The sequence below is a fragment of the Pseudomonas sp. TNT2022 ID1044 genome (assembly GCF_028656895.1).
Classification (GTDB): domain Bacteria; phylum Pseudomonadota; class Gammaproteobacteria; order Pseudomonadales; family Pseudomonadaceae; genus Aquipseudomonas; species Aquipseudomonas reinekei.
Window position 1 is genome coordinate 38315 of record NZ_JAMDHB010000003.1, and the last position, 17498, is coordinate 55812.

The following is a 17498-nucleotide window of genomic DNA, read 5'->3' on the forward strand; positions in this document are numbered from 1 at the left end:
CGATCACCAGGCCTGCACAAAGACGGGCCGCTCTCTTGGAGCCTGACAATGATCGAATTCACGGTAAACGGCGAACGACACGAGCTGGTAGAGACATCGCCCTCCATGCCCTTGTTATGGGTGTTGCGTGACCACTTGAAACTCACCGGCACCAAGTTCGGGTGCGGCATGGGCCTGTGCGGTGCCTGTACCGTGCACCTGGACGGCGTCGCAGTGCGCTCCTGCCAGCTCCCGGTCGCTGCCGTCGCGGGCCACAGCATCACCACCATCGAAGGCTTGTCGGCGACTGAACAGCACCCGCTGCAATTGGCGTGGGTAGCCGAAGATGTCCCGCAATGTGGTTACTGTCAATCCGGTCAGATCATGTCCGCCGCCGCGCTGCTCAACACCGGCGCGGCGGTCACCGACGATTCGATTCGCAATGCCATGTCCGGCAACCTGTGCCGTTGCGGTACGTACGGGCGCATCAACAAAGCGATCAAGCGCGCGGCGTCCGCGTCGAAGGAGGCGTGATGATGAACTCCCGGGTCAATCTCTCGCGGCGTGTCTTTCTCAAGCAAACCGCGACCGTGACTGGCGGTCTGGCGATTGCGTTTTACCTGCCTTCGGGCCTGGCTGCGACGAACCCGAAAGCCCCGGCACCGACAGGCGAATTCGAACCCAACGCCTGGGTGCGGATCCTGCCCGACGGCACGGTGAAACTGGTGGTGCACAAGCACGATTCCGGCACCGGCACACACACGGCTCTGGCGGCTTGCGTGGCCGAGGAACTGGGCGTCAACCCGATGACCGTGCAGGTGATCTCGCCGGAAGATCCGTTTTTCGACACCTACATTCATCCGATCTGGAAAGTCTTCTCCACGGGCGGCAGCACCAGTGTGTCGCTGGAGTACGACCGCCTGCGCATGGCTGGCGCCACGGCCCGGGCGTTGCTGATCACGGCGGCGGCCAGGCAGTGGAAAGTCAGCCCCGACAGCTGCAGCACCGACGAAGGCCGGGTGGTTCATGTGGCGAGCAAACGCAGCCTCGGTTACGGCGAACTGGCGGGCGTTGCCGCACACCTGCCGGCACCGGCCAAGGTCACGCTCAAGGACCCGGCGCAGTTCCAGTACATCGGCAAACTGCGGCATAAGCGCGACGCCCAGGCCAAGGTCTGCGGACGCTTCAAGTACAGCATCGACGTCGTGCTCCCGGACATGTTGGTGGCGGTCATCCAGCGCACGCCGGTGGTCGGGGCGAAAGTGCTGTCGGTGGATGCTGCGGCGACGTTGCAGGTGCCTGGCGTGCGCAAGGTGCTTGCGGTGCCGGGACGGCCGGATGTGCTCGGTGGCAACGTCGAAGGCGTGGCGGTGCTGGCCGACAATTATTGGGCGGCGCATCAGGGCAGGGCGCTGCTGAAGGTGCAATGGAGCGAATCGCCATTGGCCGATTTCGACAGCGATGAACTGGTCAAGGCCCAGTTGGCAGCGCTGGACGACAAAGGCGCGCAGCGGGTGTCCGCCATGGCGGCGGGTGATGTAAAAGCGCAATGGCCGGTCGCCGCCCAGCTGCTCGAAGCCGATTACCGCATGCCGTACAAAGTGCAGAATCCGCTCGAGCCGATCTGCATCACCGCGCAGGTCAAGGACAACGCCATCACGTATTGGGGCGGTGTGCAGGTGCCGTCTTCGGCACTGGAGGCGGCGCAAACCGTGTGCAAGATCGCCAAGGACAACGTCACCATCAACGAAATGGTGTCCGGCGGCAGCTTCGGTGCGCGGGAGGCCAAGTATTGGTTGTTCGAAGTGGCCTATCTGGCGCAACAAGCCAAAGTGCCGGTGAAACTGATGAACAGCCGCGAAGACGAAATGCGCTCACTGTTCATGCACCCGGCCACGCTGCACCGGGTCAAAGGTGCGCTGGATAAACAGGGGCGGCTGACCGCGTTGCAGCTCAACGCGGTGTCGCCAGCCTCGCCGGAACAATGGGAGCCGGGTTACTTCGAGCGTCCGGACAAGATGGATTACAGCACCACCGAAGCCATCACCGCCTGGGACTTCGCCTATCGGCCGGCGAACCTCGACCTGGTTTGGGTCAAGCATGAAAGCGACGTGCCCAGCGGCTGGTATCGCTCGGTGAGCTTCATCCCCAATGTGTTCGCCGTGGAAAGCTTCATGGATGAACTGGCCCACGGCGCCGGGCAAGACCCGTTGGCCTTTCGCCTGGCCCATATGCACGACCGGCCACGGCATGTCGCCGTGCTCAAAAGCGCCGCCGAACGCGCCGGGTGGGGCCAGCCGTTGCCAGAGGGCACGGCATTGGGGATCGCGACCAATCAGGGCTACACCAGTTTCATCGCCGTGGTCGCGCGCCTGTCAATGCAGGATGGCGCGATCAAGGTCGACAAGCTCACGTGCGTGGTCGATTGCGGCCTGGCGGTGTCGCCCGGTGGTGTCGAAGAGCAGATCTACGGTGGCCTGATGTGGGGCCTCGGTCATGCCTTGTTCGATCAACTGGACATCAAACAGGGCAGGGTGGTGCAGAGCAACTTCCATGATTATCGGGTGCCGCGCATGTCGGACATGCCGGCGGTGGACATCCTGCTCGTCGACGGCGAACCGGCCAAACCCGGTGGCGTCGGCGAACTCGGCAGCCCGCCGGTGGCCCCGGCCATCGCCAACGCCTTGTTCAGTCTGACCGGGGTGCGTCAGCGCTCCACACCACTGAGCCTGGGCTGACCGGCATGGACCTGCGCTTGCTGCGTTACTTCATGGCGCTGGCCGAAGAGCTGCACTTCGGTCGCGCCGCCACCCGGCTGCACATCTGCCAGCCACCGCTGAGCCAACAGATTCGCCTGCTGGAGGAGGAACTGGGCACGCCGTTGTTCGAGCGCAGCCACCACCGGGTCGAACTGACCGCCGCCGGGCAGATGCTCAAGGAACAGGCGCCGCTGGTGTTCGAACAGCTCAACCGCGCGCTGGACCTGACGCGTCAGACCGGCCGCGGCCAGCTGGGCGAACTGGAAATCGGCATGATCAGTTCGGTCATGGTCGGTGTGCTGCCTCGGGCCTTGCACCTGTTTCGCGAGCGCTATCCGCAGGTCAACTGGCGACTGCACGAAATGACCCCGGCGGCGCAGGTCAAGGCGTTGAAGGAAAAACGCATCGATGCCTGTGTGTTCCGGGTCGGCTATGACGATCCGCAGTTGCGCAACGAACTGCTGATCTACGAGCCGATCCGGGTGGTCATGCCGGTTGATCATCCACTGGCCAATCGAGAAACCCTGGCCCCCGCGGATCTGGCGCAGGAGCCTTTTGTCGCCCTGGAACTGAAGCAATCGCGGTTCGCCGATTTTCTGTTCCAGTGCTGCATCCAGGCCGGGTTCACCCCGCAGATCCGTCAGCAGGTGATCGAGGTGCAAACCTTGCTCAGCCTGGTGCGCGCGGGGTTCGGCGTGGCCTTGCTGCCGGCGTCCATCGAGCAACTGGCGCCGGCAGGCCTGGTGTTTCGACGCCTGACCCCGGCGTTGCCGGAAGTGCCGCTGTACGCCACGTACCGCGCGGACGACGACTCACCGGTGCTCAAACTGTTTCTCGATACGTTGCGTGAGTTGGTGCTGCAGGACGCCCGGTAGACGCTGTACCTGTGTGCGGGCAAGCCCACAGGCTCTTCGCACGATCAGAGACGCCAGCGGTCGTAGTCTTCACAGGGTCATAACACGTGTGGAGCCCCAATGAGCCAGGACGTCCCGAGTACCGAAACCAATCGCCGCCAGTTGCAGCAAATCATCGCCGGGCTGTCTGACGGAGTCATCGTGCTTGACCCCGATCAGAGCATCCTTTGGGCCAATGATGCGGCACTGGCCATGCACGGCGTCGAACAGGTCAGTGACCTCGGCGGCAATGCCGGGGCCTACGCCAAGCGTTTTGCCCTGCGCTACCGCAACAACCATGTGGTGCCGGTCGACAGCTACCCCATCAACCGCGTTGCCCGGGGTGAGACCTTCAGCGACGTGCTGGTCGAGCTGACCTGTGCGCAGGACCAGGCGCAACGCAACTGGGTGCACCGCGTGCGCAGCCTGGTATTGGCCGACAGCCGAGGCGAGCCGGAATCCCTGGTGCTGATCATGGACGACGTCACCGATTGGGCCAGCGCCGAGCACCGTTTCGAAAAAACTTTCTCCGCCAACCCCGCGCCGGCGGTGATCTGTCGTCTCAGTGATTTGCGTTACATCAAGGTCAATCCGGGCTTCCTTGAAATGACCGGTTTTACCCGTGATCAGGTGATCGGCACGTCCACCTACGAGCTGGACGTGCTGGAGCAGGCCGAAAACAAGGCGTTGGCCAAACAGCGCCTGCGCGAAGGGACCACCATCCCGCAAATGCAGGCCGAGTTGCGCATGGCTGATGGCACAGGCAAACAAGTGATCGTCGCCGGTCAACCCCTTGAACTCAACGATGAGCCTTGCATGTTGTTTTCCTTCGTCGACATGGAACCGCGGCACAAGGTGGAAGTTGCCTTGCGCCAGAGCGAGGAGCGTTTCGCCAAAGCCTTTCGCCTATCCCCGGTGCCCATTCTGCTGTGCGGCGCGGCTGATCAGATCGTGCTCGATGTCAACGAGGCGTTTCTCGACACGCTCGGTTACCCCGGTGAAGAGGTCTTGGGCGAGAGCATTGCGCAGATCGATTTCTTCGAAGACAAGAATGCCCGAACGCGGCTGTTCTCGGCGCTGGAGAAAACCGCAAGCCTGGATCGCATCGATGTTCGTGTGCGCAAGAAAGACACCGGACTGATTGATTGCGCGGTGTCCGCCGACACCGTGAACATTCAGGACAAGCCGTGCTATCTGCTGGTGTTGATGGACATCACCGAGCGCAAGCGCACCGAACTGGAACTGGTAGCGGCGATTGAAGAAGTGATGAAAGACGCTTCGTGGTTCAGCCGCACGCTGATTGAAAAGCTGGCCAACGTGAAGAGCGTCAATTCACCGCGATTGCCCAGCATTTCCTTCACCGACCTGACGGCGCGGGAGCGTGATGTACTGGGCCTGATCTGCGAAGGCCTGGCCGACAAGGAAATCGCCGCACGCCTGAAACTGGCGCCCAATACCGTACGAAATCACGTGGCAACGGTGTACTCCAAGCTGGATGTGCACAGCCGTAGTGAAGCGATCGTCTGGGCGCGCGAGCGAGGACTGTTTGCCGGAGCCGGGCGAAATAAAGGGCAACGTTAAGGTGCAAATGCACTAGATAGCGGGGTGCAATTTCATGTGTTGGCCGATTGCCGCGGCTTTTAGGCTGTTGGAGGAGGGCAGGTGTTCGCGGATCGCCTGCCTGTCTCCTTCGAAATCGCTAAAGGAACGGCCTGATGAATCTGCAACACCACGATTTACACCGCCAGGGTCAATCGCAATGATGACGCTGGCCCAACTGCGGACCCTGATCGAACACGGTTTTTCACCGCTGGCCTGTGAGTGCAGCATTTCCGGCGATCACTCATTGACGGTCAAGCTCTACCACCCGGTTTCGGGGCGTGTGGACCTGGTGGTCAGTGGCTTGAACATGGCAAAGCTGCAATCGGCCGAAGCGGCGGCGGCGCTGATTGAAGAATTACGCTACGAAATGGAAAGCAATACCCTGCATCGTCCCGATCCAGTGATGTAAGAACTGCCAGGTTTTCATGGCCCTGGTCACCGATTGGGCTATAAGTGATACGCGAATAATTTTTTTGTGACAGGTCTGTGGATTTCGCGCGCAGGTTTTGTTGTCACAAAAAAGTGTCGATCACTTATCGCGGGTCAACCTATGAAAAATCTTGGGAAACGCGTTTGTACACCACTGTCGCTGGCATTCTGCGTAGCGATCCTCGGTGGTTGCGCCAGTCCACCGCCACCTCCACCGGTCACCCCACCGCCGCCACCTGAGCGTACCTGCCAGACCCTGGATAAAACCGATGTCATGGGCGATGTGCGTGGCGAAAATGGTGAGGTGACTCGCGTCACCACGACCACTCGCTGTATCACCCAGTAGACAAAACACACATAACCTGTGGGAGCGGGCAAGTTCGCTCCCACAGGCAGTTGTGCTGTCTGGACCATCAGGACAGGAAGCCGCCGTCCACGTTCAGCGAAACGCCCGTGGTGTAGCTGGAGGCGTCGCTGGCCAGGTACAGCACGGCGCCGGCCATTTCGCTCGGGTCGGCTACGCGCTTGAGCGGGATTTGCTGCAAGGCGGTGTTCAGGATCGCCTCATTCTTGACCAGTGCCGAAGCGAACTTGGTGTCGGTCAGACCCGGCAGCAGCGCGTTGCAGCGGATGCCGAACTGCGCGCATTCCTTGGCGAAGACCTTGGTCATGTTGATGACCGCCGCTTTGGTCACCGAATAGATGCCCTGGAAGATCCCCGGCGAAACGCCGTTGATCGAAGCGACGTTGATGATGCTGCCACCACCGTTTTCGCGCATCAGCTTGCCGGCTTCCACCGACATGAAGAAGTAGCCGCGAATGTTCACGTCGACGGTTTTCTGGAACGCGCCGAGGTCAGTGTCCAGCACGTTGCAGAACTGCGGGTTGGTTGCGGCGTTGTTGACCAGAATGTCCAGGCGACCGAACTGTTCCTTGATCCCGGCGAACACTTGGCTGATCTGTTCCATTTCGCCAATGTGGCAGGCGATGGCGGTGGCTTTGCCGCCAGCGGCGATGATCGCGTCGGCCACGTGCTGGCAACCGTCGAGCTTGCGGCTCGAGACAATCACGTGGGCGCCTTGCTGGGCCAGCAGTTTGGCGATGGCCTCACCGATGCCACGGCTGGCGCCGGAGACGAATGCGATTTTGCCGTCGAGGTCGAACAACTGAGTCTTGGACATGGGATTCCCTTGTAATGAAGTCTTGTTATGGGGCCAAAGGCGGCGTCAGAGGCTGGATTTCTGGATGACCTGCAAGCTCATCTGCTCCAGCAATTTGTTCATGTGAATGAATTGCGCGAAGCGTTTGTCCTGGGTCTGGCCATGGTAAAAGCGGTAGTAGATCTGCTGCACGATGCCGGCCAGGCGGAACAGGCCGTAGGTGTAGTAGAAATCGAAATTGTCGATCTGGATGCCGGAACGCTGGGCGTAGTAGTCGACGAACTCGCGGCGGGTCAGCATGCCCGGGGCGTGGCTCGGCTGACGGCGCATCATCTGAACTGGCGCCGGGTCCCCGGCTTCGATCCAGTAGGCGAGGGTGTTGCCCAGGTCCATCAGCGGGTCGCCGAGGGTGGTCAGTTCCCAGTCGAGCACGCCGATGATCTGCATCGGATTATTCGGGTCGAGGATGACGTTGTCGAAGCGGTAATCGTTGTGAACGATGCTGGAGGTCGGGTGATCGGCCGGCATCTTGTCGTTGAGCCAGGCCTTGACCACGTCCCAGTGCGGCGCATCGGGGGTCAGGGCTTTTTCGTAGCGGTCGCTCCAGCCTTTGATCTGCCGCGCGACATAACCTTCAGGCTTGCCGAGGTCGCCCAGGCCATAAGCGTTGTAGTCGACCTGGTGCAGCTCGACGAACTTGTCGATGAAGCTCTTGCACAGGGCTTCGGTTTTCGCTGAATCGAGCCCCAGTTCCGGTGGCAGTTCCGAGCGCAGGATGATGCCGTTGACCCGCTCCATCACATAGAACTCGGCGCCGATCACCGATTCGTCGGTGCAGTGCACATAGGCTTTCGGGCAGTACGGAAAACCTTCGCGCAATTGATTGAGAATGCGAAATTCGCGGCCCATGTCATGGGCGGATTTGGCCTTGTGGCCGAACGGCGGCCGACGCAGGACAAACTCCTGCCCGGGGTATTCCAGCAAATAGGTAAGGTTCGACGCACCGCCCGGGAACTGGCTGATTTGCGGCAAGCCGCTCAATCCCGGAATGTGGGCCTTGAGGTATGGATCGATCAGGCTGGCATCGAGTTCTTCGCCGGTACGGATACGGGTGGACTGGTCAGTAAGCGCCATGCTTATCCCTTATGCTTATTTTGGAGGCCAGACATCATTGACTAATCTAATGGTGCGCCTTGGGAGCCACAAGCGCGACACGGTCTTATAGGTTAGCGTGTTGCCGGATAATCAGTGATCCTGATGTGTATGCACCGACATCGGATCAGCCTCGTTTCACTCGACAGCTCCTACAAGTCCTTGCCAGGAAAATGGCAAAAGAGTACAAATGTACTCCATGACCCATCTGACTCCCCGCCGTACCGCCATCCTGACCTTTATCCGCGAGCGCATCGCGGAGCACGGTCAATCCCCGAGCCTCGCCGAAATCAGCGAGGCGTTCGGCTTCGCCTCCCGCAGCGTGGCGCGCAAGCATGTGCTGGCGCTCACCGAAGCCGGGTTTATCGAGGTCAACCCGAATCAGGCCCGGGGCATTCGCCTGATCGGGCAACCGCCGCGCCCCGAGTTGCTCGACATCCCGGTACTCGGCCGCGTGGCGGCGGGTGCGCCGATCGGGGCCGATGCCGACATTCATAGCCGTTTGCTGCTCGATCCGTCGATCTTTTCCCGGGTGCCGGACTACATGCTGCGGGTGCGCGGGGATTCGATGATCGAGGACGGCATTCTCGACGGCGATCTGGTGGGCGTGCACCGCAATCCCGAAGCGCTCAATGGCCAGATCGTCGTGGCGCGCCTCGACGGCGAAGTCACCATCAAGCGCTTCGAGCGGGTCGGCGACACGGTTCGGCTGTTGCCGCGCAACCCGGCCTATCAGCCCATCATCGTCGAAGCCGACCGCGACCTCGCTATCGAAGGGGTGTTCTGCGGCCTGGTGAGGCAAGGCTGATGGGCGCCGTCGTTGCGCTGGATACGCTGTTCAATGGTGGCCAGGTCTGGAAGGGCCGGCCTGCGCCGCCGGCCGTCAGCCCACAACCCACCGGGCATGCCGCGCTGGATGCGGCGCTGCCCACGGGAGGCTGGCCCGAGGCGGCGCTGACCGAGATTCTGCTGAGCGGGCAGGGCGTCGGCGAGCTGCAACTGGTGTGGCCGGCGCTGGCGCGATTGTCGGCGGCAGGCGAGCGCATCGTGCTGGTGGCGCCGCCGTACGTGCCGTATCCCCAGGCCTGGCAGAGTGCCGGGGTCGATCTGCGCCAGTTGTCGATCATCCAGGCCAGCGAGCGCGATGCGCTGTGGGCCGCGGAACAATGCCTGCGTTCGGGCAGTTGCGGCGCGGTGCTGTGCTGGCCGCACAAGGCCGATGACCGCGCCTTGCGCCGTTTGCAGGTGGCGGCGGAAACCGGCTCGACCCTGGCTTTCGCCTATCGCTCGCTCAGTGAAGCGGTCAACCCTTCGCCTGCGGCGCTGCGGATCGCCATCGATGCCAAACCGGCGCAACTGCGCGTGCTCAAGTGTCGCGGCGGGCTGGCCCGTTCGGCGCCGATTGCTTTCGCCGTAGGGCATTGAGGTTGCCATGCGCTGGGTTTGTATCCTTTTCCCGCAATTGGCGCTGGACGCGGTATTGCGTCAGCGCACCGACCCCGATGAGCCGCTGGCGCTGCTGACCGGCCCGGCCCAGCGGCGGATGCTGCAAGCGGTCAACGGTCCGGCACGCGAGCTGGGCCTGCGCCCCGGTCAGTCCATGAGCGCCGCCCAGGCCCTGAGCAAAGGTTTCGCCACGGCGGAGTACGACGTCGCCGACATTGAACACTGGCAGCAGTTTCTGGCGGCCTGGGCCTATCGGTTCAGTTCCCAGGTCAGCGTGCATTACCCGCGGGCCCTGGTATTTGAAATCGAATCCAGCCTGGGCCTGTTCGGCGACTGGCCGCAATTCGAGGCACGCTTGCGCCGGGAGCTTGGCGAACTGGGCTTTCGTCACCGCATTGTCGCTGCGCCCAACCCGGCGGCGGCGCGAATGTTGGCCAATGCCTATGACGGCCTGGTGGTGCCCAATGATCAAGCCTTGCAGTATCACCTCGGGCAAATGCCCGTCGACCGCATTGGCCTGGAGGCCGGCGTCGCCACGGCCTTGTCACGCATGGGGCTGCGCACCTTGAGCCAGGTGCAGGCCTTGCCCCGGCACAGCCTGGCCCGGCGTTTCGAAGCCCGGGTGCTCAGGCATCTGGACACCTTGCTCGGGCAACGGCGGCTGGCGCTGGCGTTCTACCTGCCGCCGGATCGCTTCGATGTGCGCATCGAACTCAATTTCGATGTGCAGTCCCATCAGGCCTTGCTGTTTCCATTGCGCCGCTTGACCGGCGACCTGTCGGCGTTTCTCTGTGGTCGTGACAGCGGCGTGCAGCGTTTCGACCTGCACCTGGAACACGCCGGATTGCCGGACACGGTGATCAAGGTCGGTCTGCTCAGCGCCGAACGCGACCCGGCGATGCTCTTCGAATTGGCCCGGGGGCGGCTTGAGCAGGTTCAGGTCGAGGCGCCGGTGCGCGGTTTTCGCCTGCGCGCCGAAGACTTGCCGGCCTTCGTGCCGCAGTTTCAGGAACTGTTCGACGATCGCCCGCAGCAATCCTTGCCCTGGGAACAACTGCGCGAACGCCTGCGTGCAAGGCTGGGGGATGAGGCGGTGCATGGCTTGCGCTTTCAGGCCGATCACCGCCCCGAGTGCGCGTGGCAGGCCAGTGCCGACAGCCAGCCCTGCGCAGCATTCCCGACCGTGCAGCGCCCGGGCTGGCTGCTGACCGAACCGCTGACCGTGCATGAGGGTTCGACCCGCATCCTCATGGGGCCGGAGCGTATCGAGTCCGGCTGGTGGGACGGTGATGACGTGCGCCGCGACTACTATCTGATCGAAACCCGCGCCGGCCAGCAGGGTTGGGCTTATCGTGTGGTCGGCGAGGACGGTCCGTTGTGGCTGCAAGGCTGGTTCGCATGAGTGCCGGGTATGCCGAACTGCACTGCCTGTCGAACTTCAGTTTCCAGCGCGGTGCCTCCAGCGCCCTAGAACTGTTTCAACGGGCGAAAAAACAGGGTTACCGGGCCTTGGCGATCACCGACGAGTGCACGTTGGCCGGTATCGTCCGGGCCTGGCAAGCGGCGAAATCCGTGGAGCTGCCGCTGATCATCGGCAGCGAAATCCGCATCGAAAACGGGCCGAAACTGGTGCTGCTGGTGGAGAACCTCGAGGGGTATCAGACGCTGTGCCGACTGATCACCCGTGCCCGACGGCGCACGCAGAAAGGCCAGTATCAAATACGGCGTGAGGATTTCTGCGAACCGCTGCCGGGGCTGTTGGCGTTGTGGGTGCCCGACGCGGTCAATGATGTCGAACAGGGCCGCTGGTTGCAGCAGGCTTTCGCCGATCGTCTGTGGCTGGCGGTGCAATTGCACCGGTGCCAGGACGATACCCGGCGTCTCAACGACCTGCTGGCCCTGGCCCGGGAACTGCGGATTGCGCCGGTGGCCAGCGGCGATGTGCACATGCACGCGCGCGGACGCCGGGCCTTGCAGGACACCATGACCGCGATCCGCCATCACTTGCCGGTGGCCGACGCCGGGCTGCGCCTGCACCCCAACGGTGAACGGCATCTGCGCAGCCTCGACGTGCTCTCCGGTCTGTATCCGCCAGCCTTGCTCGACGAAACACTGGCCATTGCCCGACGCTGCACGTTCGATCTTGGCCAGTTGCGTTATCAATATCCCCGGGAGCTGGTGCCCAATGGGCATTCGGCCTCATCGTGGTTGCGCGATCTGACAGAAAAGGGCATTGCCTGGCGTTGGCCAAAAGGCCCGAAGGTCGAGGTGCTCAAACAGATCGACAAGGAACTGGAGCTGATCGCCGAACTGGGTTACGAAAGCTATTTCCTGACGGTCCACGACATCGTGCGTTTCGCCCGTGACCAGCAGATTCTCTGTCAGGGACGCGGTTCCGCCGCTAACTCGGCGGTGTGTTTTGCCTTGGGCATCACCGAAATCGATCCGGATCGCAGCACGTTGCTGTTTGAGCGTTTTCTTTCCAGGGAGCGCAATGAACCGCCGGACATCGACGTCGATTTCGAGCACGAGCGGCGTGAGGAAGTCTTGCAGTACGTGTTCCAGCGTTATGGCCGTGCCCGCGCTGCGCTGACGGCGGTGGTCAGCACCTACCACGCGGCGGGCGCGGTGCGCGATGTGGCCAAGGCGTTGGGTTTGCCGCCGGACCAGATCAACGCCCTGGCCGACTGCTGCGGTCACTGGAGCGACGAAACCCCACCGGTGGAACGCTTGCTCGAGGGCGGTTTCGACCCCGAAAGCGCGGTACTGCGACGGGTGTTGAGCCTGACGGGGCAACTGATCGGTTTCCCCCGGCGCCTGTCCCAGCACCCGGGCGGTTTCGTGATTTCCGAGCAGCCGCTGGACAGCCTGGTCCCGGTGGAAAATGCGGCCATGGCCGAGCGCACCATCATCCAGTGGGACAAGGACGACCTCGACGCGGTGGGCCTGCTCAAGGTCGACATTCTCGCGCTGGGCATGCTCAGCGCGATTCGTCGTTGCTTCGACCTGTTGCGCCACCACCGAAACCTCGACCTGAGCCTGGCGACGATCCCGTCCGAAGATGCGGCCACCTACGAAATGATCGGTCGCGCCGACACCATCGGCGTGTTTCAGATCGAATCACGGGCGCAGATGTCGATGCTGCCGAGGCTGCGGCCCAAGACGTTTTACGACCTGGTGATCGAGGTGGCGATTGTGCGCCCCGGGCCGATCCAGGGCGGCATGGTGCACCCGTACCTGCGACGGCGAAACAAGGAAGAACCTGAAGTTTATCCGTCGCCGGAACTGGAAGTGGTGCTCAAGCGCACCCTTGGCGTGCCGCTGTTCCAGGAACAAGTGATGCAGATCGCGATTGTCGCCGCCGACTACAGTCCCGGTGAGGCCGACCAGCTACGCCGCTCCATGGCCGCCTGGAAACGCCATGGCGGGCTCGAACCACACAAGGAACGGCTGGCGGCCGGGATGAAGAAAAACGGCTATAGCGCCGAGTTCGCCGCGCAGATTTTCGAGCAGATCAAAGGCTTCGGCAGTTATGGTTTTCCCGAGTCCCACGCCGCGAGTTTTGCCTTGTTGACCTACACCAGTTGCTGGCTGAAATGCCACGAACCGGCGGCGTTCGCCTGTGCCCTGATCAACAGCTGGCCCATGGGCTTCTACAGCCCGGACCAGATTCTGCAGGACGCGCGTCGCCATCACTTGCAGATTCGTCCGGTGGACGTGCGTGCCAGCGACTGGGATTGCAGCCTGGAGCCGGTCACTGGCGCGCAACCGGCGATTCGCATGGGCCTGCGAATGATCAAGGGCTTTCGTGAGGACGATGCCCGGCGTATTGAGGAGGCCCGTTGCACAGGCATGTTTGCCGACATCGCCGACCTGGGTGAGCGTGCGCGACTCGATGCCCGCGCCCAGGAACAACTGGCCGATGCGGGTGCGTTGCGCGGGCTGGCGGGTGATCGTCATCGGGCGCGCTGGGAGGTCGCGGGGGTACAGAAACAGCTCGGTTTGTTTGCCGGTCTGCCGAGTCAGGAGGAGGGCGCAATCGTGCTGCCCACACCCACCGTCGGCGAGGACCTGCAGGCCGATTACCATAGCCTCGGCGCCACCCTCGGTCCGCATCCGCTGGCGTTGCTGCGCGCAGAGCTGAAAGCCCGGCGCTGCCGCAGTTCGAAGGAGCTGCTGGATGTGGAGCATGGACGCCCGGTCAGCGTCGCCGGGCTGGTGACCGGCCGACAACGGCCAGGCACCGCCAGCGGCGTGACCTTTGTCACCCTGGAAGACGAGTTCGGCAACGTCAACGTGGTGGTCTGGCGCGACCTGGCCGACCGGCAGCGAAAGGTACTGGTGGGTTCGCAGTTGCTCAAGGTCGATGGCCGCTGGGAAAAGGAAGGCGAAGTGCGCCACCTGATTGCCGGACGCTTGAGTGACCTGAGCCCACTCCTGGACGGCATCAGCGTGCGTAGCCGGGATTTCCACTGACCTGTGGCGAAGCGATGTCTCCAATGCTTGTCATTTGAAATGGAAAACCTGTGTGCGAGCCTGCTTGCGATGGCGGTCTGACAATCAACATCCAGGGTGTCTGATCAACCGCTTTCGCGAGCAGGCTCGCTCCCACAAGTGAGGTGTGAAGGCTGTTTATTTGGTAACAGGCCAGAATCGTTCGCCACCGCCTGGTGCATCGGTCCATGCCTGCAAAGAACGGGTTGGCAGGTCGAAGTAATCCCTGGTGCGCGCATAGCCATGCCCGCCCATCCGCCCGATCGCATCGAGCCCGAGCTGATCGATGTACAGGGTTTTCGGGTCGATCAGTTCATCACGCACATGGGCCATCAACACTTCGCCGAAGATGATCTCCCGCGACTGGCCGATGGACAGCGCCATCATCCGTCGACACTCCAGCGCTACCGGGGCTTCGCCGATGCGCGGGCATTTAACGGTAGTGCCCGCAATGGCGGTGAGGCCAGCTGCGGTCAACTCATCAAAGCCGGGCGCAAAAGGCACGGCACAGACGTTCATGGCTTCCACCAGGGCATCGCTGACGATGTTCACGGTGAATTCCTGGTTGAGCTGGATGTTGCGCGTGGTGTCCTTGGGGCTTTGGTCGCCATAGTTTTCCACGCCCAGCGCGAGGATCGGCGGATCGGCGGAAAGCGCATTGAAAAAGCTGAACGGCGCGGCGTTGACCCGGCCTTCGCCATCGACGGTGGTGACCAGCGCGATAGGGCGGGGCACCACACTGCCGATCAGAATCTTGTACTTGTCCCGTGGGCTCAGTTGACTGAAGTCGAAGCTTTGCATGGGCAAAAATCTCTAAAGGAGAGGATCAATGGCGCAGAGTGGCGCCTGTGCGCTGAAGTCGTCGGCGAACGGGATGGCCGGTTGAAACAGGGTTTGCCAGTCCGGTTGGCCGAAGGCCCGGTCGCTGTGGCTGCGCATCAGTGTTTCGAATTGCTGTTGGGCCTGGCGTTGCAGGGCGGAGTAGTCGACGCCCTGAACCTGGCCGTCCTGCATCACGCAGCGGCCATCGATGTAACTGGCGATGCAGTCGTCACCGCGACCGGCCAGCAGCAGATTTTTCAAAGGATCGAACAGCGGCCCCAAATGCAGACCGCGCAGGCTGAACACGGTGATGTCGGCTTTTGCGCCCGGTGCCAAACGACCGATATCGTCGCGGCCCAAGGCCTTGGCACCACCGAGGGTGGCGGCGTTGTACAGGTCCAGCGCGCTGGTCAGTTGGTTGCCGCCCTCCATCAACCGGGCGATGTTCAGGCCTTGGCGCATGTTGTCCAGCAAATCCGCCGGCCAGGTGTCGGTGCCGAGGGCGAAGTTGATGCCCTTGGCCCGGTAGCGACCGAAAGAATTCACCGCCTCGCCGTCCCGGGCAAACACCACCGGGCAATGCACCAGGCTCGCGCCACCATCCACCACCCGCTGAAGGTCTTCATCGCCACGGGTGTAGATACCGTGGGGCAACAGGCTGCGCGGATTCAAAAGCCCAAGCTGCTGCAACCAGCCCAGCGGTGACTTTCCGCGCAGTTGCTCGACCATGGCCACTTCGCCGAGGCCCTGACAGCAATGCAAACGCATCGGCGCGTTCAGCTCGCGGCTCAACGCGGCGGTGCGTTGCAGCAGCGCGGGCGTGCAGGTCTGGATGCGATCAGGCAGCAGCGCGCCGCGAATCAGGCCGCCGTGGGCGCCGTCGAAATCACCGAAAAAACGCTCGGCAGCGTCAAGTCCGGCCATACCCCGGGGCTCATCCCAGTGATGCGCCAGGGTGCCGTCGGCCTGCCAGTAACTCATGCCGCTCATGTAGCAAGGCCCGAGGTAAGTGCGCAGGCCCAACTCGGCCGCGACGCCGGCCACCGCTGCAAACTCGTCGTAGCTCTCCGCCCATTCGCGGTAATACATGGAGGTGATCGGCATGGCAGTGGTGATGCCGTTGCGGATCAACTGGGTAAAGGCGTAGCGATACTTGAACACTTCCTCCTCGGGGCGATAACTCTCCCGTGGACCCCGGGCCAGATATTCCGCGGACCACATGCGGCCCATGTCGCGCTCATCGCCGTTGTCGAGGGTCAACACCGTGGAATCAAGATCGCCGAGGGCGTCCAGATCAATGAAGCCAGGGCCGATCAGCGCGTTGCCGTAGTCGATCCATTGATCCACCGGCCCGGCATAACCGCGCCCGACAAACTCAATGCACGACCCGTTGAAGACCACTTCGCCGTCGCGCCACAGCACATGCTGAGCACCGTCGAAGCCGACCACGCAACTGGCCCGAAGCCCGATGCGTTTCACAGGCGGCTGTCCAGCAAGCGGCCACCGGCTGCGATTATCCGGCCAGCGCGATACACCTGCCGTAGCGGCCGCGAAACCACCGCCTCACCCAGGGTGTGTACCGGCATCAGCAAGAAGTCCGCCGGCTGGCCGATCTCCAGGCGATTCGCTTCGCACCCCAAGGCCTGGGCGCCATTCACCGTCGCCGCCTCAAATGCCGCCGCCAGTTCTTCGTCCTTGTTCAAATCGAAACGAAACGCCAGCAACATCGCGCGTTCGAGCATGTCGCCGTTGCCCATGGGCGACCAGGCATCCCGGATGCCGTCCGAGCCCAGGCACACGTTCACCCCGGTTTCGCGCAGAGCGAGGAACGGCGGCACCGCGCAATCGGCCGGGGCCGAACTCATCAGCGAAATGCCCAAGGCGGCGAGGCGTTCGGCAACCGGTTTGACCTGGCTCCACGGCAGCATGCCCAGGCAGTAGGCGTGGCTGATCATCACTCGATTCTGGCGGCTGAAACGTTCGGTGTAGTCGGCGATCAATGCAATCTGCCACAGTCCCAGTTCACCCTTGTCGTGCAGGTGAATGTCGACGCCACGGTCGAATTCGCTGGCCAGTTTGAACACGAAATCCAGTTGTGCGACGGGGTCATTGTCGATGCCGCAAGGGTCGAGTCCGCCGACGTTTTCCACGCCAAGGGCCATGGCTTCGCGCATCAGTTCGGCGGTGCCGGGGCGGCTGATCAAACCCGTCTGCGGGAACACCACCAGTTGCAGGTCGATGAGGTCCCGGTATTTTTCGCGCAATTGCTGCATGGCCTCGACGTGGCGCAGGCCGAATTCCGGGTCGATGTCGACGTGGCAGCGCATGGTCAGCGAACCCCGGGCGATGCAGTTTTCCAGCAGCGCGCCGGCCCGTTGCGCAATCGGCGCGGTGACCTCACGCAGGACTCTGCGCTCGTTGGCGATGTAATCCTTGAGGGTCGGCCCGGCGCTGTTTGGACGCCAGGGTTGCCCCCAGAGGGTTTTGTCCAGGTGCACATGGCTTTCCACCAGGGCAGGGGTCAGCAAGTGGTTTTGGCCGTCGATGTCGGTGGCCAGCAGTTCGCTGGTCGAGGCCGGGCGGCGTTGGGTGAACCGGCCGTTTTCGATCAGCAGGTCTTCGGCGGTTAAACCGTAGGGGCGCACGTTGCGCAGCCAGCGGGGTTGGGTCATACAAACCTCAAATTTGTGTTGTCGGGGAGGGCCTCATCGCTGGCAAGCCAGCTCCCACAGGGTTTGGACGTGTTCACAAATGTCGTGATC

The 17498-nt window shown here is 62.6% G+C and carries 15 protein-coding genes; 10 read left to right on the plus strand and 5 right to left on the minus strand.

Annotated features, from left to right (window positions below):
• The first annotated feature begins 48 nt into the window (after window positions 1-48).
• The 6 genes from M5G20_RS05020 to M5G20_RS05045 all read left to right on the plus strand — a co-directional run bounded on the left by M5G20_RS05020 (window position 49) and on the right by M5G20_RS05045 (window position 6008).
• A complete protein-coding gene (locus tag M5G20_RS05020; protein ID WP_150732739.1) occupies window positions 49-513 on the plus strand; it encodes a (2Fe-2S)-binding protein in 465 nt (154 codons plus the stop codon).
• On the plus strand, window positions 513-2717 hold the full coding sequence (locus tag M5G20_RS05025) for a xanthine dehydrogenase family protein molybdopterin-binding subunit (protein ID WP_273918200.1): 2205 nt from the start codon (window positions 513-515) through the stop codon (window positions 2715-2717). The genes M5G20_RS05020 and M5G20_RS05025 overlap by 1 nt, the downstream gene beginning before the upstream one ends.
• 5 nt (window positions 2718-2722) lie before the next feature.
• Entirely contained in the window at window positions 2723-3613 is an 891-nt protein-coding gene (locus M5G20_RS05030; RefSeq protein ID WP_273918201.1) for a LysR substrate-binding domain-containing protein, read from the plus strand.
• A gap of 99 nt (window positions 3614-3712) precedes the next feature.
• Window positions 3713-5212, plus strand: coding sequence for a helix-turn-helix transcriptional regulator (locus M5G20_RS05035; protein WP_273918202.1), 1500 nt, complete (start codon window positions 3713-3715; stop codon window positions 5210-5212).
• Window positions 5213-5390: 178 nt separating this feature from the next.
• The gene (locus M5G20_RS05040; protein WP_273918203.1) at window positions 5391-5642 is read left to right on the plus strand and encodes a DUF1652 domain-containing protein; all 252 of its coding nucleotides are present in this window, start codon (window positions 5391-5393) and stop codon (window positions 5640-5642) included.
• 141 nt (window positions 5643-5783) lie between these two features.
• On the plus strand, window positions 5784-6008 hold the full coding sequence (locus tag M5G20_RS05045; RefSeq protein WP_170287965.1) for a hypothetical protein: 225 nt from the start codon (window positions 5784-5786) through the stop codon (window positions 6006-6008).
• A gap of 67 nt (window positions 6009-6075) precedes the next feature.
• On the opposite strand, the gene M5G20_RS05050 is transcribed toward M5G20_RS05045, so the two are convergent.
• Window positions 6076-6843, minus strand: a complete 768-nt coding sequence (locus M5G20_RS05050) for an SDR family oxidoreductase (protein WP_075944780.1) — start codon at window positions 6841-6843, stop codon at window positions 6076-6078.
• A gap of 45 nt (window positions 6844-6888) precedes the next feature.
• On the minus strand, window positions 6889-7956 hold the full coding sequence (locus tag M5G20_RS05055) for a phosphotransferase family protein (protein WP_273918204.1): 1068 nt from the start codon (window positions 7954-7956) through the stop codon (window positions 6889-6891).
• A gap of 208 nt (window positions 7957-8164) precedes the next feature.
• On the opposite strand from M5G20_RS05055, the gene lexA reads away from it, so the two are divergent.
• From lexA to M5G20_RS05075, 4 genes are read left to right on the plus strand one after another with little or no spacing between them, the layout of a single operon-like run.
• Window positions 8165-8782, plus strand: coding sequence for a transcriptional repressor LexA (gene lexA / locus M5G20_RS05060; protein ID WP_212624734.1), 618 nt, complete (start codon window positions 8165-8167; stop codon window positions 8780-8782).
• Window positions 8782-9399, plus strand: coding sequence for a translesion DNA synthesis-associated protein ImuA (gene imuA, locus M5G20_RS05065; protein ID WP_150732748.1), 618 nt, complete (start codon window positions 8782-8784; stop codon window positions 9397-9399). The genes lexA and imuA overlap by 1 nt, the downstream gene beginning before the upstream one ends.
• A 7-nt stretch (window positions 9400-9406) precedes the next feature.
• Window positions 9407-10822, plus strand: coding sequence for a Y-family DNA polymerase (locus M5G20_RS05070; RefSeq protein WP_273918205.1), 1416 nt, complete (start codon window positions 9407-9409; stop codon window positions 10820-10822).
• On the plus strand, window positions 10819-13896 hold the full coding sequence (locus M5G20_RS05075; protein ID WP_443218289.1) for an error-prone DNA polymerase: 3078 nt from the start codon (window positions 10819-10821) through the stop codon (window positions 13894-13896). The genes M5G20_RS05070 and M5G20_RS05075 overlap by 4 nt, the downstream gene beginning before the upstream one ends.
• Before the next feature lie 156 nt (window positions 13897-14052).
• Here the strand turns inward: M5G20_RS05075 and M5G20_RS05080 are convergent, their stop codons facing one another.
• From M5G20_RS05080 to M5G20_RS05090, 3 genes are read right to left on the minus strand one after another with little or no spacing between them, the layout of a single operon-like run.
• Window positions 14053-14715 (minus strand): flavin reductase family protein, encoded by a 663-nt coding sequence (locus M5G20_RS05080; protein WP_273918207.1) that lies wholly within the window; start codon window positions 14713-14715, stop codon window positions 14053-14055.
• A 12-nt stretch (window positions 14716-14727) separates the two neighbouring features.
• Window positions 14728-16215 (minus strand): amidohydrolase family protein, encoded by a 1488-nt coding sequence (locus M5G20_RS05085; RefSeq protein ID WP_273918208.1) that lies wholly within the window; start codon window positions 16213-16215, stop codon window positions 14728-14730.
• Complete coding sequence (locus M5G20_RS05090) at window positions 16212-17408, minus strand: amidohydrolase family protein (RefSeq protein ID WP_273918209.1); 1197 nt, start codon at window positions 17406-17408, stop codon at window positions 16212-16214. The genes M5G20_RS05085 and M5G20_RS05090 overlap by 4 nt, the downstream gene beginning before the upstream one ends.
• Between the last annotated feature and the right edge of the window lie 90 nt (window positions 17409-17498).